The organism is Anatilimnocola aggregata (genome assembly GCF_007747655.1).
GTDB lineage: Bacteria > Planctomycetota > Planctomycetia > Pirellulales > Pirellulaceae > Anatilimnocola > Anatilimnocola aggregata.
In genome coordinates this window covers 7840825-7861901 of the sequence record NZ_CP036274.1, presented here as the reverse complement: position 1 = coordinate 7861901, position 21077 = coordinate 7840825, and the positions used below count along the sequence as shown (strand labels likewise).

14 protein-coding genes are annotated in these 21077 nt (G+C 58.5%); 6 read left to right on the top strand and 8 right to left on the bottom strand.

The features are described from left to right. Window positions 1-206 precede the first annotated feature (206 nt). Both ETAA8_RS29905 and ETAA8_RS29900 read left to right on the top strand, forming a co-directional pair. Window positions 207-1403: an exo-alpha-sialidase gene (locus tag ETAA8_RS29905; RefSeq protein ID WP_145097663.1), complete on the top strand. Its 1197-nt coding sequence runs from the start codon at window positions 207-209 to the stop codon at window positions 1401-1403. 155 nt (window positions 1404-1558) lie between these two features. Next, window positions 1559-2818 carry a beta-ketoacyl-[acyl-carrier-protein] synthase family protein gene (locus ETAA8_RS29900; RefSeq protein WP_145097660.1) on the top strand — a complete coding sequence of 420 codons (1260 nt, stop codon included), beginning with the start codon at window positions 1559-1561 and terminating at the stop codon, window positions 2816-2818. Here ETAA8_RS29900 and ETAA8_RS29895 read toward each other — a convergent pair. From ETAA8_RS29895 to ETAA8_RS29870, 6 genes are all read right to left on the bottom strand, one after another. Then, the gene (locus ETAA8_RS29895; protein WP_145097657.1) at window positions 2815-3258 is read right to left on the bottom strand and encodes an EamA family transporter; all 444 of its coding nucleotides are present in this window, start codon (window positions 3256-3258) and stop codon (window positions 2815-2817) included. The two genes, ETAA8_RS29900 and ETAA8_RS29895, sit on opposite strands and share 4 nt — an antisense overlap. A 223-nt stretch (window positions 3259-3481) precedes the next feature. Continuing rightward, window positions 3482-4765, bottom strand: a complete 1284-nt coding sequence (gene tyrS / locus ETAA8_RS29890) for a tyrosine--tRNA ligase (protein ID WP_145097654.1) — start codon at window positions 4763-4765, stop codon at window positions 3482-3484. Between the two features lie 158 nt (window positions 4766-4923). Then, window positions 4924-5469, bottom strand: a complete 546-nt coding sequence (locus ETAA8_RS29885) for a hypothetical protein (RefSeq protein WP_145097651.1) — start codon at window positions 5467-5469, stop codon at window positions 4924-4926. A 90-nt stretch (window positions 5470-5559) separates the two neighbouring features. Next, window positions 5560-7302: a polyprenyl synthetase family protein gene (locus ETAA8_RS29880; protein ID WP_238397833.1), complete on the bottom strand. Its 1743-nt coding sequence runs from the start codon at window positions 7300-7302 to the stop codon at window positions 5560-5562. Between the two features lie 216 nt (window positions 7303-7518). Continuing rightward, window positions 7519-9315 (bottom strand): prenyltransferase/squalene oxidase repeat-containing protein, encoded by a 1797-nt coding sequence (locus tag ETAA8_RS29875; RefSeq protein WP_145097648.1) that lies wholly within the window; start codon window positions 9313-9315, stop codon window positions 7519-7521. Window positions 9316-9369: 54 nt separating this feature from the next. Beyond that, complete coding sequence (locus tag ETAA8_RS29870; RefSeq protein ID WP_145097645.1) at window positions 9370-10182, bottom strand: aldo/keto reductase family protein; 813 nt, start codon at window positions 10180-10182, stop codon at window positions 9370-9372. Window positions 10183-10360: 178 nt separating this feature from the next. On the opposite strand from ETAA8_RS29870, the gene ETAA8_RS29865 reads away from it, so the two are divergent. Further along, the gene (locus ETAA8_RS29865) at window positions 10361-11581 is read left to right on the top strand and encodes a TlpA family protein disulfide reductase (RefSeq protein WP_202921348.1); all 1221 of its coding nucleotides are present in this window, start codon (window positions 10361-10363) and stop codon (window positions 11579-11581) included. A 172-nt stretch (window positions 11582-11753) separates the two neighbouring features. Continuing rightward, window positions 11754-12059, top strand: coding sequence for a hypothetical protein (locus tag ETAA8_RS29860; protein WP_145097639.1), 306 nt, complete (start codon window positions 11754-11756; stop codon window positions 12057-12059). 89 nt (window positions 12060-12148) lie between these two features. Here the strand turns inward: ETAA8_RS29860 and ETAA8_RS29855 are convergent, their stop codons facing one another. Next, on the bottom strand, window positions 12149-16543 hold the full coding sequence (locus tag ETAA8_RS29855; RefSeq protein ID WP_145097636.1) for a DEAD/DEAH box helicase: 4395 nt from the start codon (window positions 16541-16543) through the stop codon (window positions 12149-12151). Between the two features lie 166 nt (window positions 16544-16709). Between ETAA8_RS29855 and ETAA8_RS29850 the strand changes: the two genes are divergently transcribed. Beyond that, window positions 16710-17498: a hypothetical protein gene (locus ETAA8_RS29850; RefSeq protein WP_145097633.1), complete on the top strand. Its 789-nt coding sequence runs from the start codon at window positions 16710-16712 to the stop codon at window positions 17496-17498. Window positions 17499-17644: 146 nt separating this feature from the next. Here the strand turns inward: ETAA8_RS29850 and ETAA8_RS29845 are convergent, their stop codons facing one another. Continuing rightward, window positions 17645-18883 carry a M16 family metallopeptidase gene (locus ETAA8_RS29845; protein WP_145097630.1) on the bottom strand — a complete coding sequence of 413 codons (1239 nt, stop codon included), beginning with the start codon at window positions 18881-18883 and terminating at the stop codon, window positions 17645-17647. Between the two features lie 215 nt (window positions 18884-19098). Between ETAA8_RS29845 and ETAA8_RS29840 the strand changes: the two genes are divergently transcribed. Continuing rightward, on the top strand, window positions 19099-20982 hold the full coding sequence (locus tag ETAA8_RS29840) for a cadherin domain-containing protein (protein ID WP_145097627.1): 1884 nt from the start codon (window positions 19099-19101) through the stop codon (window positions 20980-20982). The last annotated feature ends 95 nt before the right edge of the window (window positions 20983-21077 follow it).

Here is a 21077-nt window from a genome sequence, read left to right as displayed (position 1 = left end):
GGCGCAGTTCGCTAACTTGTTCGCAGGCAACGAGATGAAGTCGCAGTGTCGCTGCGACCATCGGCCCAGACATTGGTTCGTAGCCTGGCAGCCGATGTATTCCACCCTGGAGCGTCTCGCCCGCAAGCATTGGGCGCAGGACGGTGTTAATCTGTGGCATCAACGGCAGCAGCAAACTTAAGCCTCTCTTGCCCGTGAGTTCGAACATGATCTTCAGCTGGCGAATCTGCTTGATTGTCTTTACGCTTCTCGGTGGAACCTGGCCGACTCGACTGGCGAGTGCCCAGGCAGTTGCCGAGATTAAGGCGACGCCAGCAAAGGTGCTCGACCTGCCAGGGACAGGCACCGATGAGACAGCCATCGACTATGCTCAGCTGCCGGTATTGCCGGGCAAGCACGCGGTAATCTGCCCCGGCGAGACGACGCTGAAGTTTCAATTGCACAACTATCTGTTGCATCACGAAGGGAAGTTCTGGTGCATGTGGAGCCAAGGTCCGCCCGTCGAAGACGAGCCTTCACAATTCATTCGCTATGCCACCAGCGAAGACGGGCTGAAGTGGAGCGAGCCAAAATCCCTCAGCGGATCGCCGCCTGAAGGTTATGGTTACATTGCCCGTGGGCTTTGGGTGCGCGAAGGAGAACTCCTCGCGCTGGTTGCCTTCTTCAAAGGGAAGGGAGCCTTCGGAGTCAATAAAGAACTGAAGTTGCAAGCCCATGTGTGGGATGGCAAAGCCGCAGCCTGGAAGTTGAAGGGGACTGTGGCCGATAACGCGATCAACAATTTCCCTCCGCAACGGCTCTCGTCGGGTGATTGGATGACCACCAAGCGCGACAGTCGCTTCAACGTTTCGATGCTCATCGGCGGAGTAAAGTCGTACGACGATTGGCAAGCGTATCCCGTCGTCGAGCGGTCCCGCATCAAGGGATTCAGTCCCGATGAACCGATTTGGTGGGAAGTGGCTGGGGCCAGCAACTCGGGCGCAAATAGCCCCGAGAAAAAGCTCGTCGCCCTGTTTCGCGACAACGGCGGCAGCAGTCGCTTGTTCCAGGCCTTCTCGACCGATAACGGTCGCAGTTGGTCGTTACCGGCGATCAGCAATTTCCCCAATTCGACCAGCAAGATCTTTTCGCTGCAGACCACCACCGGTCAGCGCGTATTGGTCTCGAATGCCAACCCCAAGGTAGGTCGCCGCGAACTCCATTTGTCCGTTTCGACCGATGGGCTGACCTTTCGCCACATGGCCCGACTGGGCATTCCATCGCCCAAGCCCGGCACCTTGCAATATCCGCACGTCATCGAGCACGACGGCCACTTGCTGATTGCTTTCTCTCGCAACAAGAACCAATCGGAGCTATTCAAAGTGTCGCTAGCCGACATTGGGGCCCTGTTACCCATGAAATAGACTGCCAAGTCCCCTTATTTCACCGTTCCCCTTAAGTGACCAACTTCCCCTCTCTGCCTTCCCGCCGGGGGCCGCCTCCGGTATGCTTAACGGCTCACTTTCCTTTACATAGCAGGATTTCCGCGGCACTGGCCCGCTCAACACGACGTTAGGCGATGAAACGCGAAGTGGTGATTACGGGCGTAGGCATGGTCAGCCCGATTGGCATCGGTCGCGACGCCTTTTGGACTGCGCTCGATCAAGGGCAAAGCGGCATCGTAACGGTGCCCGAATTGGCGGGTGCCACCGACGTCCCCTATCGTCTGGCTGGGCTGTTTCCCAATTTCGACGCCAAGCAGTATGTGCAGCCGCGCAAGACCATCAAGGTCATGGCCCGCGAAATTCAAGCTGCTTATGCCGCAGCGGTGATCGCGATGCAGGATGCAGCGCTCACGAAAGAGCAAGTCGACCCCTTTAAGCTCGGGGTCGTGCTCGGCAGTGAAATTTTGTACGGCGAAATCGACGAACTGATCGATACCTATCGGCAGTCAACTCACGACGGCGTCTTCCACATCAACGAGTGGACTCCGCACGCCATGAAGAGCCTCTTTCCGCTCTGGATGCTCAAGTATCTGCCGAATATGGCTGCTTGCCACATCGGCATTGTGAACGATGCCCGCGGGCCGAATAACACCATCGTGCAAGGCGCGACCTCCAGCTTGCTGGCGATGCAAGAGGCGGCCGCCGTGATTCAGCGCGGCCATGCCGACGTAATGGTCACCGGCGGCAGCGGCGCGAAGATCGCCTTCAGTGGTGCTCCGTTCCGTGGCTGGGCAAACCTCACGCATTGGCAAGGTCCCCCCACCGAAGCAATCAAGCCCTTCGATCGTCGCCGCGATGGTGGATTAGTTGGCGAAGGGGCCGGCATGTTCATTTTCGAAGCTCGCGAACATGCGGAACGGCGCGGAGCCAAAATCCTGGCCAAGGTAGCTGGCTGGAGCAATCGCTTCGAGCCACCCGTCGATGGTCGCCTCACCGGCTCGGGCATTCGCGCGTCGATCGCGACTGCGATTCAATCTGCCGGCCTAAGCCCACAGGACGTAGGCCACGTCAACGCCAATGCCGGTGGCTACCTGGTTGATGACCGGCTCGAAGCACAAGCCATTCGTGCCGAACTGGGCGATGTCCCGGTGACTGCACCCAAGAGCTTCTTTGGCGATCTGGGGGCCAGCAGCGGTGCCGTCGAAGCGATCGCCAGCGTTCTCGCGCTACAGCACGGTCGCATTCCTCGTACGCTTAACTATCGAGAGCCCGACCCCGAATGCCCGGTGAATGTCGTTCGCGATGCTTCGCTCGCCACCGACAAACCTGCCGCCCTGCTGCTCAATCACAGCGACTACGGCGGCGCAGCTGCCATCGTGCTGACGGCGGGTTAAGCCAGCGACAGCACCATCACGCCGGTGACGATTAGCAGACCGCCCAGCGCGACTTGCCAGGTGAGTGGTTCGCCGAGGAAGGCGACGGCAAAGATGATGACCAGCGCCACGCTCAGTTTGTCGATGGGTGCCACGCGCGAAGCTGGGGCGAGTTGCAACGCCCGGAAGTAGCAGAGCCACGAGAGACCGGTCGCCAGGCCGCTGGCGACGACAAAGAACAAACTGCGCGGCGAAACCACGCTGAAGCCACTCCACTCGCGACGGGCCGTTAGCAGACCAGCCATGACGGCGAACATCACGACGACGCGGATGAACGTCGCCACATTCGAGTTCACTTCGCTGACGCCGATTTTGCCCAAGAGCGTCGTCGCCGCTGCAAACAGCGCGGAACCCATAGCGAACCAAAGCCAACCGGGCTTCGCGGGAAGGATGTCGTTCATGGGGCACTCTCAGTCGCAACGAGGTCAGGGAATTGCACTCGTTCCAACTGAAGCTGCCTGTGCACTTTTGGCAAGAGCCGGGGCTTACTGGCAGCGTACTTGTTCAACAATGGCGTCGATTGTTGAACGCTTCCCTTTTGCGGTTATCTCGTGGGATAGGCATCCTGCCTGTCAATTTCTTTTTGCTCAAGGCACGACAGGCTGGAAGCCTATCCCACGGAGGCTACACAAACCGCAGCAAGGCATAGTTCTTTTTGCCGCTGCGGAGGACCATCACGGTTTCGCTGGCAAGTTGCGCGGTGGTGAGCTTCGTATCGACGCCGTTTTGTCGGCGGTTGTTGACGTACGCGCCACCTTGATCGACGACGCGCCGCGCATCTCCTTTGGACTTGCACAGACCCGATTCGACCAGCGCGTCGATCAGCGGCAGACCTTCGCCAGCAAGTATGGATGGCGAAAGTTGTTTGTTGGGCACATCGGCGAAGATTTCGGTAAGTTCGCTATCCGACAAGTTCTCAATCTCCGCGCCGAAGAAAATCTCGGTCGCCTTCCGCGCGGCGGCGAGTCCGGCCTCGCCATGCACGAGCCTGGTTAACTCTTCAGCTAATCGCTTCTGACTGTCGCGTTTGTGCGCTTCGGCAATGCGCTGGGCATCGAGCGCTTCGATTTCTTCGTGCGCCAGCTCGGTGAGAAAGCGGAGCGCCATCCCGGCATCAGCATCGGCCAGGTTAATCCAATACTGATAAAACGCATAAGGACTTGTCTTCGCAGCGTCGAGATAGACAGCTCCTTTCTCGGACTTGCCCATCTTCGTGCCGTCGCTCTTCAGCAGCAGCGGGCAAGTCATGCCGTAAAGTTGCACGCTGTCCATGCGGCGGGCGAGATCGATCCCCGCGGTGATGTTTCCCCACTGATCGCTGCCGCCGATTTGCAGATCGCAGCCATGCCGCCGCTTGAGAACGACAAAGTCGTACGCCTGGAGCAGCATGTAACTGAACTCGGTGTAGCTGATGCCGCTATCGCGCTCGAGTCGGCCCTTTACCGAATCTTTGGCGAGCATGATGTTGACGGGAAAGTGTTTGCCGACGTCGCGCAAAAATTCGAGGTACGAAATGCCTCCCATCCAGTCGAAGTTGTTGACGAGCATCGCGCCGCTGGTCGACTTGCCATCGCCAAAGTCGATAAACCGCTCCAGCTGCGAACGAATGCCGGCCACATTGGTCCGCAGCGAATCGGCATCGAGCAGTTTCCGCTCGTCGGTCTTGCCTGTCGGGTCGCCCACCATGCCAGTTGCACCACCCACAAGCGCGATGGGGCGATGGCCGGCCTTTTGAAATCGCCGCAGCAGCATCACGGGCAACAAGCTGCCGACGTGCAGGCTGTCCGAAGTCGGATCAAAGCCGCAGTAGACGGTGCGTGAACCGGAGTTCAGCCACTGGGGAAGATGTTCGTCGGCTGTGGTTTGATTGACAAGACCACGCCAGGTGAGGTCGGCGAAGAGCGACATGGGAAATGTAGAAGTTAGAAGGCAGAATGCAGAAGTAAATGCGAAGGGAGTATTGTGGCCGGTGGCGGAGATTCTTAGTAGGCCGGTGTAGCGTGGGCTTTAGCGCACGTCGATTTTCGAGCCGCTCTCGACGTGGGCTAAAGCCCACGCTACCAAGGTTACGGCGTCACTATTTCCAGCAACTCGACGGCCGGTTCACCATCGCAATAGATGAGGGCGGTCCGGCCGTAGACTTCGCTCCCCGCGGGCAAGTTAAAGTGCTGGGCCAACTCTGCGCCACAGGCAATTCGATAGATCTGCTTCAACTCGACTTCGCGCAGCACGTGATGATTGATGAGGACACGCCCGAGCGGGGTTTGTTCGCGCTGAATTTCTTCGCGGACGGCGGCACTCACGCAGTTGAAATCGAGGCGGACGATGCCAAACTGCACTACGCGGCCATCCGATTGCCGCGTGAGTAGAATCTTGCGGCTGTAATGCCGGCCCGTCGATTGTCGGTCGAGGACTACAACATCGACCGGGCTCTTGTGAAAATGCTCGACCGTGACGGTCATGTGCGAGTAGTGAGCGAGCAGGTCGCGATAGGCCTGCGGAATCTGCCGCGGCTGCACGGGTGTGAAGGTGCCCAATTCCCCCACGTCAGCAAAGAAGATCGCCACCAGCTCTTGCAGGTCGGGGATTTCGCTGACGTCTTGTTCTGCCATGGCACCGGTGGGCTGGTTAGCGGCCGAGGGGTTTCGTAGCGTGGACTTTAGTCCACGCAAACTGGCACCTTGCGTAGGCTACAGCCCACACTACGAAGTTTTTTGCGGTGTAATCTGCAACACATTCACCGGCTGGGCAGCAGCAGGTGGGTTATCGAGCACACTGTCGATTAAATAATAGAGCAGGCGGCGGAACTCTTCGGGTTGGATTTCGTCGGCAATTGCTTCGGCTCGCTCGCGATGCTTTTCGATCAACCGCGAGGCCTTTTCGAAAGCACCTGCCTCATTATACAGCTGACGGACGCGGCCCAAGCGATGGGCAGGATCCGCTTGCTCATTGGTTACCAGCGACAGCAGTTCTTCTTGCTTCGCGGCATTCAGCCCTTCGAGCGCCAAAGCCCACAGGACAGTTGGTCGGCCACCGAGCGTATCGCCGCCAGCCGACATCTTGTTGTGGTTGTCGCCGTCCCAGTCGTTCAAATCGTTGAGAATCTGAAAGGCCACGCCCAGGTTGCGGGCGAACAGCTTCATCGGTTCTGCATACGCTTCGGCTGGACCAGCCAAGCGGCAGCCACTGAACAAGGCCGCTTCGAAAGCAGGCGACGTCTTGAGGGCATAAATCTTGAGGGCATCGATGGGCTTGAGTCGCTTATCGCGCGCGTCGCGCCACAATAGCTCAGCTCCTTGACCTTCGCTGAGTCGCAGGTGCGCATCGGAGAGGCAATTCAAAATATCGGCAACCGCAGCGCCGCCGAGCACAGCCGTTTCTTTGGCAACCAGGCGATAACCAAGTCCGATCAGATAGTCACCGACATTAATCGCCGTCGGCACACCAAAACGGCGATGAACGGTTTCTTCGCCGTAGCGGAATGCATCGGCATCTTCGATATCGTCGTGCACCAGCGAAGCTTTGTGAAACGCTTCGATCGACATCGCCGCGCGGCGCACGGCATCGGGCAGCGCAGCCAAATGTTCGGCCCCGCTGGCCAGTGTTCCCTTGGCACCTGTGAGGGCGTCGTGAACGGCGAGCGTAATGAACGGGCGCGAGTACTTGCCACCCTTGCCGAGAAAATCGTGCGCGATCAGTTCGGTCGCAGCGATCGGTTCGATATCGGCCGCTTGTTGCCCGGGTTGCAACCGCTGACCGCCACGCAAGCGTGGCACCAGGCGCTCGAGTTCGTCCGGCTTGAACAGATTGGCAGCAGCGCGGAGCAAGTGAACGTAAGTACTCGTCTGCTGCGTCGAGGCTGCAGGTTGCACGCGGATCATATCCATGACCCACGGCTCATCGACACTCGTATTACGGCAATCGCTCGATAGCAGCGGCACGGCCATGCACGGAATGCCAGCGAGCAGAATCTTGTCGATCGCTTTTTCGAGCACGTTCAAACAGGCCACGCCGACAATCGCGTCGACATGCCCGCTGACAATAATCTTCAGCACAATCGGCGAGCCTTCGGCGACGAGCACCTTGTAGCCCATCTTTTCGGCTTCGGCGCGGAAGTCGGCAATGCTGCAAGCGCCGCAGGTTTTGCACTCCAGGCCATACTCGTCGTAATCGGCGGGACAACCTTCGGCATGCTTGAGGCAATGTGGCAACAGGAACAAGCGGCGCGACGGATCGGTCGCAGCTACCTGATCGCGCCAAAATTCACTACTGAGCACCACCATCACCCAACCGAGATAGCTCTCCGGCAGGCTGTTATCAGTGAGCAACTTGCGGACGACCACTTCCATCTGATCGACGGTCAGCGGATTCGCCTTATCAAGCGTAGCAGCAATCGCCACACACTTTTGCCGGATCGCTTCGCGCTCTTCCTCGCTGGGCGGCACTGCTTTTAAGTGCGACGTGTTGCGTCGTTTGCTGCGCCGCGGGCCGGCAAGTTCCGGGGGAAATTCGGGGGGCAAAGAATCGACCAGATGCGCCGGCGCTGGCGCGATCGTATCGGAGGCTGGAGAGCTTAGAGTGGACAAGGCGAGATCCTCAGTGGCGGCGCGGTTCGATGACGGCTGATTGCCTTGGGCACGACGTTGCAGGTGGGCTGTGGATTATTCCGGCGGGCGAGCAGCTGGCAGGGCTTGCCCCAGTGTACTCACTGTAAAGATGAGTGGATACAACTGCTCATAGTACCATAGCTTAGCGAAGTAAAAGCCAATAGGCGAACTGTTCTGGTGCCGATTCTGCTCCACTTGCTCGACCAGCCAGCCGAGGCCGCGGTCGACGCTCGATTGTAACTTGGCAGACCGTGGACTTGCCAGCAATGCTTCGACCGCCAGGGCCGTTTCTTCCAGACTGCTCCCCCAGGTTCCATCGGCATTTTGGTGCTCGATCAGCCAATTCACTCCCCGAGTGGCGGGCTCTGCAGTCATCCGCTGCAAGTCTCGATAGGCCAGCAATACCTTTGCTGTTCCGTAGACCGGGTTGTCTTCCTCCGGATGATCTTGGTTACCGAACCAAAGGGGGGACCAACTGCCGTCGGGATTTTGCTTGAGCTTCAGAAAGTGAAAACCTCGTTCAATTGCCGCGACGATTTCTTCCGGCCTTCCCAAGGCGGCACTTCGTGGATTCACCTCCGCCAAGAGTTGAACTTGCGGCATCCAAGCGTTCAGAGCGCGGATTGCATGTGCCGTGAGATCAGTGCCGCTACGATCGAACGGAAGTTTGCCCCAGCCACGACAAAAGGTTGGCCAACCACGATCTCGGTTTTGTAACTTCAACAGCCAAGCAATGCCCATCGACGCCGCTTGCGAAATATCTGCCTGTCGGTCCGAGTTGAGACCATCGAATAAAAGTGACAGTGCCAGCAGTGCTCCCGGCGTATCGTCCGCATCGGGAACCGCGCCGCTCAGGTCGGTCCAGCCCCAGCCACCGGGATCGGCACCGGTGAACGGATGCCGCTGCAAGTGTTGACACGAACGTAGCCACGACCAACAGCGCTCATCGTCGGGTAGTTCCTGGCCACCCGCCGCGAGCGCATTGAGCGAGAGGGAAGTGACCCAAGTCGCGAGGTTCGTATCGATGGGCCAACTTCCGTCGTCGCGCATCGAATCTTTCAAAAAACGAACGCCGGCCTGCGAAACCGCGTGATCAGCCCGGCCTGTTGCTGCCAGGCTCATCACCACAAAACTGGTGAGGGGCGTGGCTTCGAGATAGCCGCCGCTCTGCGGCTGCATCCGCAGCAGCACCTTCATGCTCGGCGCGACCGCCGCGCCACGCACGAAGCGCGAGTATGGATTCCACGGTTTGCGATGAAAATAGTGGGCCTGCCCAATCGCCACGAGTGCGGGAATCGCATAACTGACTACCGGCATCTGCGCGAAGCGATACCAGCTTTGCGGAATGCAGGCGAGTTCGAAGGGGAGCGGTGAAATCTCGCGCCAATCGCACAAGCCGGCAAGTGACAGGTTCGTCATGATCGGCACGACGAACGTCTTATCGATGCCGTAGCGCTTCCGCAGTCCCGCCATTCCTCCTTGCGCAGCGACATAACCCTGCGCGCGCGTCAGCAAAGGTGCAAGCTCCTGCTCTCGCCCCGCGAGGTGCACCGCAGCAATCACCAGGTAAGTCGTCGCGATATTGGAGTGGCTCTTATCGGTATCGCCAAAGCCGCCGTCGGCATTTTGCTGCCCGGCGAGATACTTCACGCCGGCTTCAATTAACGGCTGTAGTTCGCTCGCCAAATTCTGGGCACCATGTTTCTGCACAAGCGCTAGGGCGCTGACGGCAGTTGCCGTCGAGAGTGAAGAACTGGCAAGCCGACCTTCCCAATGGCCATGCTCGCCGCGCGCGGCGAGCAGGTCGTTCCGCGCGCGAGTGTATGCAGCCAGCAAGCGGTCGTAATTCATGGTGCTTGACAATCAAGTTGCGAATCAGCCCGCGTCAGCCCGCGTCAGCCCGCGTTAGCCCGCGATGGACTCCAGCAAGGCAACTTCCGCGGGATCCAGCTGAAAATCAAAGATACTCAAATCGGCCTGCATGTGGGCGGCATTGGTGGTTCCGGTGAGAGGTAGCATGCCGATGTCGCAGGCGAAGCGAAATACGATCTGGCTCGTCGTTCTTTGGTACCGCTGGGCAAGCTTCTCTACCGCCGGATGCACCAGCACTTCGCGATTGGCCGTCAGCAGTGAAAAACCCTGGTACGTAATGTCGTTTGCTTTACAAAACTCGCGAACCGCGCGGTCCCAGCCTCGGCTGGCATAGCAACGATTCTGCACAAACCGTGGCTGGACCTTCGCCTGCTGGCAAAGCTGTTCCAACTGCTCGCGCGAGACATTGCTGATCCCCAGCACTTTCGCGCTGCCACTCGCATGAATCCCTTCCATGGCCCGCCAGGCTGCCCAATCATCGGCACCCAAGCCAACGCGCTGCGAAGGGCCATGCAGCACGTAAGAATCCAAATAGTCGGTTCCGAGATGCACGAGCGAACTAGCAAACGACTGTTCGACTTGCCTGGCTATGGGGGCCTGCGGGTCGTACGGCAAGCGCTGATCTTGCCCGCCGAGAAACGTGAACTTCGTCTGTAAAAACAGTTCTTCTCGCGCGACCAGTCCCCGCTCGATAGCCCGTGCAACAGCCTCACCGACTCCCGCCTCATGATAGTGCTTGCGTTGATTGGCCGTATCGATGCCACGAAAACCCTGTTCCAGCGCTAGAAGCGCCAGTCGGGCCGTCTCAGCTTCTTTCCAGGCAGTTCCGTATAAAAACTTGATCATGCTGCCAGAATCGCACGCTCTCGTGCCGCTGTCCAGCCACCCACAAAACGAGCCTGCGACCTTAAACCAACGCCACCCGCTTCGTCACTCAAGCTTGTGGTTCTCTGCAAGCAACCGTCTAATACGGACTGGGTCGATGCTAGTCCGCTGCCTGCCTTTTCTTTCCGGAGTCGCTGTCATGTTACGAGCGGTTGGTTCACTCGCGCTGATTTTGTGCTTGAGTCTGGCTGTCTGGGCCCAGGAGAAATCGCCGCTCGAACGTGTGCAGGCCGATCCCAACGACGTTACTGCGTGGGGTGCGTACTGGAGCGAAAACTTCCGCATCATCCTTAGCCAGATGCAGTCCGACCCCAAGGCGGCACTGAAGCAGGTCGACGAAATCGAAGCCACGCTGACCAAGCATCCGCCAACCAGCGACGAAGCCAAGACCTCGCTCACGCGGATGAAGGCCTCGCTCACTTCGCTGCGGGCAAGTTTGGCCGTGGCGCAAATGTCGTTTGCCGATCTGGAAAAAGAATTGACTGCGAACCCAGACGATGCAAAGGCACTTGCAAATTACACCCGTAAGGCCGTCATGGAGATAGGCCGTCAGGCACGCTCGGAGCCAGAGAAGGCCGACGAACAGTTGACCGCCATCAAGGCCAGCCTGACGAAAATCAAAGAAGCTGCTAAAGATGACAAGACCAAGGAAACGATCGACTCCACGTTCAAGAACTTTGCGAACATCGAGCGGGCCATCGCCGGCAGCCGCAAGCTGGAACAACTCGTCGGCAAAGATGCCGCGCCGCTCGATGTCGAAGCTTGGGTGAACGGCAAGCCCCTGACCGATGCCGATCTCAAGGGCAAGGTCGTGCTGCTCGACTTCTGGGCCGTCTGGTGCGGACCTTGCATCGCCACGTTTCCCCACCTGCGCGAATGGCAGGAGCAATACGGCGACAAGGGACTCGTCATCATCGGCATGACCCGCTACTACAACTTCAAGTGGGACGAAGAGGCGAAGAAGGCTGCGCGGGCGAAAGACGAAGTCTCGCCCGCCGAAGAAAACGAAATGCTCGTCAAGTTTGCGGAGATGCACAGCCTGAAGCACCGCTTTGCCATTCAGGAAAGCAGTGCGATGTCGGACTTTTACGCCGTGAGCGGCATTCCGCACGTCGTAGTCATCGACCAGCAAGGCAAAATTCGCACAATCAAAGTCGGCAGCGGTGAAGAGAACGCGAAGGCCATCAGCGAGTTACTGAAGACGCTGCTGGAAGAAAAGAAGACGAGTGCCGTCGGAGTTCATGAAGCAAAATCCGACCTCGAAGCTGTGCTAAAGGCACAGCAAGAACGGAACATTGGAAGCAAGCCGGAGCAGGCTAAGCTCAAGAAGCTTCTCGAAAACGCTGAGGCGAAGGAATAGCCCGCACTAAAAACGTCTTTGTAACGATGCGGCGCTGAACACCTCTCAGCGCCGGCCAAATTGATTGATAGTGTCAAGCGCTGCCAACGGCAGTAGAATCGTGCCCTTGTGTAACGGTTGAATGATTCAACCGTGTTGTCAGTTAGATCTCGGGGCGATCATCGAAGGAAATATGTCTGCTCCTACGCCCCGCACTTCCAAGCTTGAAGATTTTCTCGAACGACTCGACTCTGCCGATCCGGTCGTGAGTAGCCGCGCTGCCCGCGAACTGGTCGCCATGGGCGAATCTTGTCTTCCGCTCACGAACAAATTGGCCCAGCGGTTGAATCATCCCATTGGCGACACAGCCGAGATTTTGTTCGGCGTGCTGGAGCAAATCGGTCCGGTGGCCATTCCTGAACTGCGTAAACTGCTGCCGCAATCGTTTGGCAAACAGCAGACCTACCTGCTGCGTTTGATCTCGGCGAATGGTTCTTGAACGGGAGAGCGAGGCTCCTGCCGAGCCGCCGACGAGGGAACGATTGTCCATTGCAATCGGCTCGGCAAGAGCCTCCCCCTCCCATTAATTTACTTCGCTACGGCCAACTGCGGTGCCTGTACCTTGTAGCCAAGTTGCAACGAGCGACGCATCGCCAGTTGTTGCATCTGAGAGACCTCAACGTAGAACTCAATCCGCCCGCTGATTTTGGCAGCGACACAACGGCCGCGCTGCAGAATGAGGCAATTTTTGTGCATCGCCGGAATCTTCGGCCCAGCCGTCACATGCCCGCTGAGATTCAGCGGATCGACGGCCGAAATGAGGCACCACTGTTCGTCGTCGGGTGCATCGCGCAATTCGCGCAGCCGCGAGACAGCCGACTCCAGTGCATACTGCTCACCAATACCCGCGATGAACCGCCCGCCCCGAATTTCGCCCCGCAGTTCCAAGCGACGCAGCACTCGCACCAGTTCCCACCAGGCAGGAGCTGAAACTTCGCGGGCGAGCAGATCGCGAAACACCACCCCGTAACGCGCGAGCAGCAGCCGGCACCATTTTTCTAAGCGCACCTCGCGCTCGACACTTTCGACAACGCCGGGGAACAGCGACCAGCGACCAGTTGCGTTGGTTCGTGGGGGCAATGTCGAGCCCGTGGTATGGCGTCGTAAAAACGCGGACTTCTTCCGCTGCAGGTCGGCCTTCCCCGCAATGGCCCGCACGGCAGCGAACGTATCGGCCGAAACCAATCCAGCTGCCGCACATTCACGCAGCGACTCGTCGAGTTCCGTGGGGAGCAAACCGGTAATCGCGCGCAAGTCATGCTGAAACAGCGCGCCGCGGGCTTGCAGCGCAGCGATTACATCACGGGCCTTACCACCTAGGTTGGCATCGCAGGGCGTCCTCTCCGGCGGCAACAGCCAGGCGAGATCTTCGCGCAGCGCGAGTGTGATGGGCATCACGCGGGTCATTCCCGACAAAGGCTTATCGTCTTCGTCCCGCTTCGGCGGCTGAAAGCGGCCCCAGGCGAGTTCACCGCACAGGAACAAATGATCGAGCCCGCTGGGATCCCAATCGCTGACGCGGGCCGAGAGAATCTTGTCTTCCCAAGTGCCGGCGGCCAGCTCAAAACCTTGCAACTGCGTGACCGCTTGCCGAATGCCGACTTCTCCTTGCCGCTGCGAATCGGGGGTGAGACCGTGCAGCCTGGTGAGATAATCGACGAAGACTTCCGGGGCCACAGGCTGAATGCGGCGACGCAGGCCATCGAGCGTGAGGCGATGAATTCGCGCGAGAAGCCGGCGATCGCACCATTCGAGCGTGGCTGGATCTCGGGATGCGAACGCTGCTTCGCTGTAGCGGCCGCGCATCACGGAGCCTTGCCCTTCGATCGACTCGAACGAGGCAAATACTTGCGAAGGTTCCAGGTGAATCTTCGCCGCCAGCGCCGTGGCGGTGACTGGTCCGCTGACGGCAATCCGACCGCGGACAACTTCGACCCGTGCATCGATTCCTTCCATCGTCACGTCCAACGCAGCGGGCAACTTGGGGGGCGGATCGATCTTCACCGCCGGATACGCCGCGCGAATCAGCGGCCATCGTTCAGTGGCGAACCAGAACTTCTCACCATCGGCCCACTTCCCCGCGTATACTCGCCCACCCGCAGCCAACTGCTTGAGCCATTGCTGCCAGGGCTGGGCCTCGTCATCGCGCAGCACCACCATAGTCAGCAGAATGTCATGCACTTCGTCGGCATCGCGCGCGAAGGGCCAGGCTTCTTCAGTCACTTGCGCGATGGCCGCCGGATCAAGTCGTGCGAGATCGCGCATCTGATCGATGGCGAGCCCCCGGCGCGTCGTCACCGCGCGGGTACGACGCTCTTCGAGCGGAGCATCATCGAGAAATGCATAAGGCCGGGCATTCAGAAGCTGATGCGCAAACGGCGATGGCTCGCGCGTGTCGACGGGCGTGAACTTGATCGTTCCCGCCTTCACCTGGTGCAAAGCATCGAGCCAGCGAGGCAAATCCATTGCCTCATGCAGGCAGTCGTGCATCGTCTGCCGCACCAGCGGATGATCGGGCATTTCGATATCGCCGTGGTGATTCTCCAGGCAGCCCACCGTTTCGGGAAACGTCGCCGCCAGCAAATCTTCCGCCCGATACTTCTGCAAGAACGGCGGCACACGCTTGCCACCGGACGAGCGAAGCACACCCAGTGCGCGGGTAATATTCCAGCGCCAGCGAATGCCGAACATCGGCACGGCGAAGACAGCTTGCTCAAGTAACTCCTGGGCATTCCCCGCGTGCAACATGCCGAACAGGCTCTCAATCGCAAAGCTGTGTTGGGGGCCGATCGAGAGGAGCACGCCGTTATCGTCGGCTGCGGCCTGCAATTCAAAATCGAAGCTGCGGCAGAATCGCTTGCGCATCGCGAGTCCCCACGCACGATTGATCCGCGCACCCATGGGCGCGTGAATGATCAACTGCATGCCTCCTGATTCATCGAAGAAGCGCTCGAAGACCACTTCAGTGCAAGTTGGCACGGTGCCAAGGGCCGCACGCTGGGCCGCGACATAGCGGATCGCTTGTTCGGCAGCCCAACTGCAGGCTCCGCAGTTTTCCATCAGCCAGGCCATCAGGTCTTTGTTCTGCGGTGTGACCAACAGTCCCGGACCAGCAATCCCTTCGGCATCGGGCTCCCAAGCTTCCTCGACCAGGTTCGTCGCCAGTTCGCGGCGCAAGTTCGAAAGCTCTTGAGACAACTCCATCGTCCGGCCCGGCGCTTCGCCAAACCAAAACGGAATGTTAGGTGGCGCACCACCCGCATCGGCGACGATCACTTCATCCCGCGTGATTTGCGTGATCCGCCAACTGGTGTTGCCAAGTAAGAAGATATTGCCAACCGTGCTGTCGATGGCGAAATCCTCGTCGACCGTGCCGACCTGCTTCCCTTCCCCTTCGATGATGACTTTGTATTCGCCCAGTTCGGGAATCGCCCCGCCGCAGGTGATGGCAGCGATCCGCGCATGACGCCGCGCTTTGAGTCGATTATTGATTTGATCGCGATGGAGATAAGCGCCGGCCTTGCTGCCCGGCTTGAGGCCATCGCTGAGCATTTTGATGATGGCGTCGAACTCGGTGCGCGGCAAATTGCGATAGGGCCACGCGCCGCGACATAGCTCGAACAGCGCGTCTTCTTCCCATTCATCGCTGGCTACGGTGGCGACAATCTGCTGCGCGAGAATATCGAGGGGCTGCTGCGGAATCTCGATCTGGTCGAGTTGGCCGGTTCGAACCGCGCGAATCAGCGCGAGCGATTCGAGTAATTCATCGCGAGTGAGCGGAAACAGGCGGCCCTTGGGAGTGGCTCCCAGGTTGTGACCCGAGCGGCCGATCCGCTGCAGGAACGTGGCAATGCTGCGCGGCGAACCAATCTGACACACGAGATCGATGTAGCCGATGTCGATGCCCATTTCGAGCGAAGCGGTTGCGACAATCGCTTTCAACTCGCCTGCCTTCAGACGTTGTTCCGCATCGAGGCGAATCTCTTTCGCCAGGCTGCCGTGGTGACTGGCCACCGCTTCATCGCCGAGCAATTGCGTCAAGCTGTGAGCCACCCGCTCCGCCATGCGCCGCGTATTCACGAAGATGAGTGTGCTGCGGTGCGATTGAATCAGCGCGATGAGTTTGTCATAAACCTCACCCCATTGATCGCCAGAGCAAACAGCCTGTAACTCGCTTGGCGGCACAACCAGGGCCAGATCGAGATTGCGGACGTGACCGCCGTCGATAATGACGGGGCCTACACGATTGCCCGCGGCATCGAGCCCTTGTCCGCCGACGAGGAACGCGCCGATCTGATCGAGCGGCTTTTGCGTGGCCGATAAACCGATGCGAGTCGGAGGCCGATCGCAAATCGCCGTCAGGCGTTCGAGCGATAGCGACAGATGCGAGCCGCGCTTATCGCGGGCCAGCGCGTGGATTTCGTCGACGATGACCGTACTGACGGTGCGGAGCAGATCGCGGCTCTTCTGCGAGGTGAGCAATAAGTACAGCGACTCGGGAGTGGTGACCAAAATATGGGGCGGCTTGCGAAGCATTGCTTGCCGCTGCGCGGCCGGTGTATCACCGGTGCGAACCGCCACGCGAATGGGCCAGGCAGGCAAGCCCTCTTGAATCGCCAGTTCGCAAATCTCTTGCAGCGGCGTCTGCAGATTGCGTTGAATATCGTTGCTCAGCGCCTTCAGCGGCGAGAGATAAACAACGTCGATGCCGTCCGGCATGTCGCCCGCCAGCCAGCGACGAAACAGCCGATCAAGGCAAACCAGAAACGCCGCCAGCGTTTTTCCCGAACCTGTCGGGGCCGCAATCAGCGTATGTTCGCCGCGGGAAATATGCGGCCAACCCGCCAACTGCGGCGGCGTAGGCTCACCGAAACGCTGACGAAACCAACGTTCAACGAGCGGATGAAAGTTGAATCCAACCATGGCAATCACCGCAGCAACGAGACAAACCAACCAGTGTGCAATTGTCTATTATAGTGGGTGAGGGTGTTGAGTGGACGAGGCCAATAATCCGCCGGGTGGTTGCTAGCGAATTATCTCAAATTTCTCGCACGAGATGCGACGACCAATAATCTGAAGAAGGAAGCCGATGATCGATCCGCATTTAGTTTCGCTTCACTACCAACTCGAAACTCAAGCCACCATTAAGTTCGATGACCCTCCGCCGCTAGACGGCAATCAGACTGAATTCGCATATCGGCTGGAAAGTGGCAGATTGACTGTAATGATGAAGCAGCATTGCGCCACTGAGGAAGCCGCTCGCAATATTGTGGAACCGTTTTTACGATCCTGGGAGTTGGATTTCGCGATCCGCAGAAACTCGCGAGCGATTACATTCTTATTCGAAAAATCAGAAATTATTGACCTCGCACCACTTCCTCCAGATGGCAGCGTGCGATGTATCGCTGGAACTGCACACCTTACACTAACAGCCTACGCGCCCACGGTAGTTGCGGGGTTCAAAGACTATCCAGAGCCGCCGACAAATTTCAAAGCGTCGTCAGATGTAGAGAATATGTGGTTTAGATATGCGCGATTTCTTGAAGATCGAGAGCCCCTGCTTTCAATGGCGTATGCATGCCTGACAGTTATTGAAGGCAGTACCGGACTTAAGGGAAATCAAGGTGCGCGTGATGGGGCAGCAAGAATGTACGCCGTCGACCGTCAAGTTCTAAAGCACTTGGGAGAACTAGTTTCTACGAAAGGTGGTCCCGCAGAGGCAAGAAAATTTGATGCGGGTGCGACGCTGCAGGAACTCACGAACGCGGAGAGGGGCTGGGTTGCTGCTGCTGTAAGATTACTAATCAGGAGGAAAGGTGAGTACGATGCTAACCCAGGTTCAACGCTAACTCAGCTTACGATGGGGGATATCCAGTAGCTTCGGCGGTGTGAATCGGTGCTAGTTAGTACGCAAGTTACGATCAACTGCCTCATTAGGACGGTTCGCAATGACGCCAAGCGGCGATGGCGTGGTCGAAGGTGTAATATCCAACCTATTCGCAGCTACAGCGAATGCTCGACTAGTTACACCTCGAGCGTCTTACACGGGCCGATGGCGACGGTGGACATGCGGGTGAGTGGATAGCGGTCGAGAACACGGCGGATGTCGTCGACGGTGACGTTGCGGTAGGAAGCGACCGTTTCGCGAACGGTGCGATATTGTTGGCGCTGGAGCCAGCCGTTGCCGACGGCAAACATGCGGCTGGCAGGGCGTTCGGCGTGCAGCACTACTTGGGCACAAACTTTGTTTTGCGCTTGCTTGAGTTCTTCTTCCGTCACGCCGTCGGCTTGAGCGCCTGCGAAAATTTCCATCATCTGGTCGAAATTGTTCTGCGTATCGTCGGGAGCGCAACAGAGCGCCGACATATAGATGCCAGCGCCTTGATACTCGCTCGGGCTGATAGCGGCGTACTCGGCCTGGCCGGTGTCGACGAGTTCCCAGAACAGACGGCTGCCACTGTCGTCGCCGATGATGGTAGTCATCAAGCGGGCGGCGTAACGGGCGTTGTCTTCGGTCGAGGGAGCGGCACCCGTTTGAAAAATGTATTGCTGGGCGGCCGTGCTCTTTTCGAAAATGGCAAAGCCTTCTTCGCCGACACAAGGCTCGAGCTTGCGCTGCGCTGGAAAGGCCTTCCATTGGCCGCAGTATTTCTCAGCGGTGCGAATGAGTTGTTCGAAATCGACATTGCCAGCAGCTGACAGAATGATGTTCTGCGGACTGTACCGCTGCTCGAAATAAGCGAGCATCTGATCGCGTTTCAGTTGTTCGATACTTTCGACGGTACCAAGCACACTGCGACCGAGCGGATGCTTGCCGAAGTGAAGGGCCATCGCCTTTTCGTGGGCGTTGAACGGCGGCTCATCTTCGTACTTGGCAATTTCCTTGAGGATGACCTGCTTCTCGGTATCGAAATCATCCTGCCGAAGCGATGGGCGCATGATATCGGCGAGCAGGGCAACGATCTTATTTTGGTCTTCGGGCAAAGTGGTCGCGTAGTAGACCGTCTGCTCTTCGTTGGTGAAGGCGTTGCTCGACGATGAAAGTTCGTCGAGTTCGCGATTTACATCGAGCGACGTGCGGGTGGGCGTCCCTTTAAAGACCATGTGCTCGAGAAAATGGCTCACGCCGGCAACTTCGTCCGATTCGTCGCGCGAACCAGTGCGGACGAAATACGCATACGAGGCCGAATAAGCATCCGGGTTGCATTCGGCCACAATCTGCAGGCCGTTGTCGAGCGTGTGCTTGCGAAATTCCAGTGCCATGCGTCTGCCGTTGAAGGGTGAGGAAGCGACTTGAGTGTGGGAATCCTCCCACGAGAGTCAATCGTGCGCCAAGGAGCCCGCCAAAGCCAGCCCCCTATCTCTGGCGGCTAGCACCAATAGGCCACAAAAGCTGAAAGGTTGCGGAATCGGCTGCCATTTCCTGTTGTTCGTCAATCTCATCTCGAATTGGAACAGCAGTATAGAGGAACCTCTCCATGTCACGAATCAACAATCGGAACCGCAATCATTCAAAGCCCGCTCCAGTACCACGCTGGCGGCGTGGCGTCATCGAGAAACTGGAAGCGCGCGAAGTCTTCTCGGGCACGCCCCTTCCCGTGCTGCTCGTGATTGCTGACAAGCAAGACTTTTTCTACCAGGAGTACGGCGATACCTACGATTCGCTGATTGCCCGCGGAGTGGAAGTCGTCGTCGCCGCGGAAACCACCGACCCCAGCGTGGCGCATCCCTTTACCGGGCAAGGTGCGGGCGACGGAATCGTCACGCCCGATATCGCGCTGGCCGATGTGCAGGCGGAAAACTACTCCGCGATTGCCTTCGTCGGCGGTTGGGGCGCGTCGATGTATCAGTACGCCTTTCCCGGCGACTATGCAAACGATGCTTACGACGGCAATGAAGCGACCCAGACCATCGTCAACAATCTGATCGGCGATTTCATCGATCAAGACAAGTACGTCGCAGCCGTCTGCAACGGTGTCACCGTGCTGGCTTGGGCGCGCGTCGATGGCGTGAGTCCGCTGGCCGGACGAACGGCCGCGGTCCCATACATCGGCTCGCCCGCGGCAACTTACATGGGCATTGAATACGGCAACTATGGTTGGGCCCAGCCCATGCAAATGGATGCCAACGGCATCAACTATTTTCCCTCGGGCGCGATTGGGGTCGCCGATGATCCGTCCGACGATGTCTGGGTCGATGGTCAGTTCATCACCGCCGAGAACAACCACAGTGCAGCCGAGTTTGGCGATGTGATTGCCACCCACGTCATCAATGCTGCGGTGGAAGAAGTCGAGGAAGTGCCTGAAAATCAGGCTCCGATCGTTTCGCCCGGTAATCTCGTCATCGCCGAGAACAGCGTTGCGGGCACGGTCGTGGGACAAGTGATCGCCAGCGATAGTGACCTGGGGCAATTGCTGACGTATGCCATCATCGGCGGCAACGACAGTGGTGCCTTCACCATTGAGGCAGCGACGGGAGTCATCACCGTGGCTAATCCCGCGGCTCTCGATTTCGAGGCTTCGCCCCTCTTCGAACTGACGGTGCAAGTCACCGACAATGGAACGCCTTCGCTCAACGGCGTCGCGAGCGTGATGATCGATCTGCTCGACGAACTCGAAACTCCGCCCGGACCTGTTTCGCACGACGGACCGAATGTACTCGTGCAGGGAACTGCCGATGCGGACACCATCTACATCTGGAGTGACTACTACGGCCAGCAGTTTGTCTGGATCAATGGCCTGCAAACGGGACCACTTGCGCTCGGCTCCGGCGGTCGCGTCATCGTGTTTGGTGGCGATGGAAATGATCAGGTTTATGCCACGGACAGTGCGAAACCGGTGACCATTTACGGCGAAGGTGGGCACGATAGTCTCACGGGAGGATCGGCCAATGATGTCATCGACGGTGGTGAAGGTTGGGATCGCATCTGGGCTGGTGGCGGAGACGATTTGATCGTCGGCGGGGCAGGGACCGACTGGCTGCACGGTCGCGAAGGGAACGACCTGATCGTCGGGGGGGACGGCGATGACTATCTGTACGGCTTCACGGGCGACGATGTGCTGATTGGCGGCCAAGGCAGCGATCGAATCGAAGGAGAGAGTGGGGAAGACCTGCTCATCGGCGGTACGACGAGTTACGACTCGAATCAGCTCGCGCTCGAGGCCATTCTGGCCGACTGGACAGCGGGGGCCGATCTTGCCGGTCGTAGCGGAGTCTTTCAACTGACGTTCAACGGCCAGACCACCGCTGACGATAGTGCGCAGGACGTTTTGATTGGCGGTGCTGACAACGATTGGCTGTTGATTCACGCCAGCGATTATGTCCACGCCAGTCAGGCTGGCGATCTGCTGGACGTTCTGTAAGTCGTTACCGGGCCGCTTGTTTCGTGTGGCGACAACAATTCTGGCAAGCTGCTGAAAGATCCTTTCCCAGCTTGCCATTTCTCTTCTGTCCGCAC

Coding starts and splice junctions, on each gene's coding strand:
- ETAA8_RS29905 (WP_145097663.1), top strand. CDS start 207: ATGATCTTCAGCTGGCGAATCTGCTTGATTGTCTTTACGCTTCTCGGT.
- ETAA8_RS29900 (WP_145097660.1), top strand. CDS start 1,559: ATGAAACGCGAAGTGGTGATTACGGGCGTAGGCATGGTCAGCCCGATT.
- ETAA8_RS29895 (WP_145097657.1), bottom strand. CDS start 3,258: ATGAACGACATCCTTCCCGCGAAGCCCGGTTGGCTTTGGTTCGCTATG.
- tyrS (WP_145097654.1), bottom strand. CDS start 4,765: ATGTCGCTCTTCGCCGACCTCACCTGGCGTGGTCTTGTCAATCAAACC.
- ETAA8_RS29885 (WP_145097651.1), bottom strand. CDS start 5,469: ATGGCAGAACAAGACGTCAGCGAAATCCCCGACCTGCAAGAGCTGGTG.
- ETAA8_RS29875 (WP_145097648.1), bottom strand. CDS start 9,315: ATGAATTACGACCGCTTGCTGGCTGCATACACTCGCGCGCGGAACGAC.
- ETAA8_RS29870 (WP_145097645.1), bottom strand. CDS start 10,182: ATGATCAAGTTTTTATACGGAACTGCCTGGAAAGAAGCTGAGACGGCC.
- ETAA8_RS29865 (WP_202921348.1), top strand. CDS start 10,361: ATGTTACGAGCGGTTGGTTCACTCGCGCTGATTTTGTGCTTGAGTCTG.
- ETAA8_RS29860 (WP_145097639.1), top strand. CDS start 11,754: ATGTCTGCTCCTACGCCCCGCACTTCCAAGCTTGAAGATTTTCTCGAA.
- ETAA8_RS29855 (WP_145097636.1), bottom strand. CDS start 16,543: ATGGTTGGATTCAACTTTCATCCGCTCGTTGAACGTTGGTTTCGTCAG.
- ETAA8_RS29850 (WP_145097633.1), top strand. CDS start 16,710: ATGATCGATCCGCATTTAGTTTCGCTTCACTACCAACTCGAAACTCAA.
- ETAA8_RS29845 (WP_145097630.1), bottom strand. CDS start 18,883: ATGGCACTGGAATTTCGCAAGCACACGCTCGACAACGGCCTGCAGATT.
- ETAA8_RS29840 (WP_145097627.1), top strand. CDS start 19,099: ATGTCACGAATCAACAATCGGAACCGCAATCATTCAAAGCCCGCTCCA.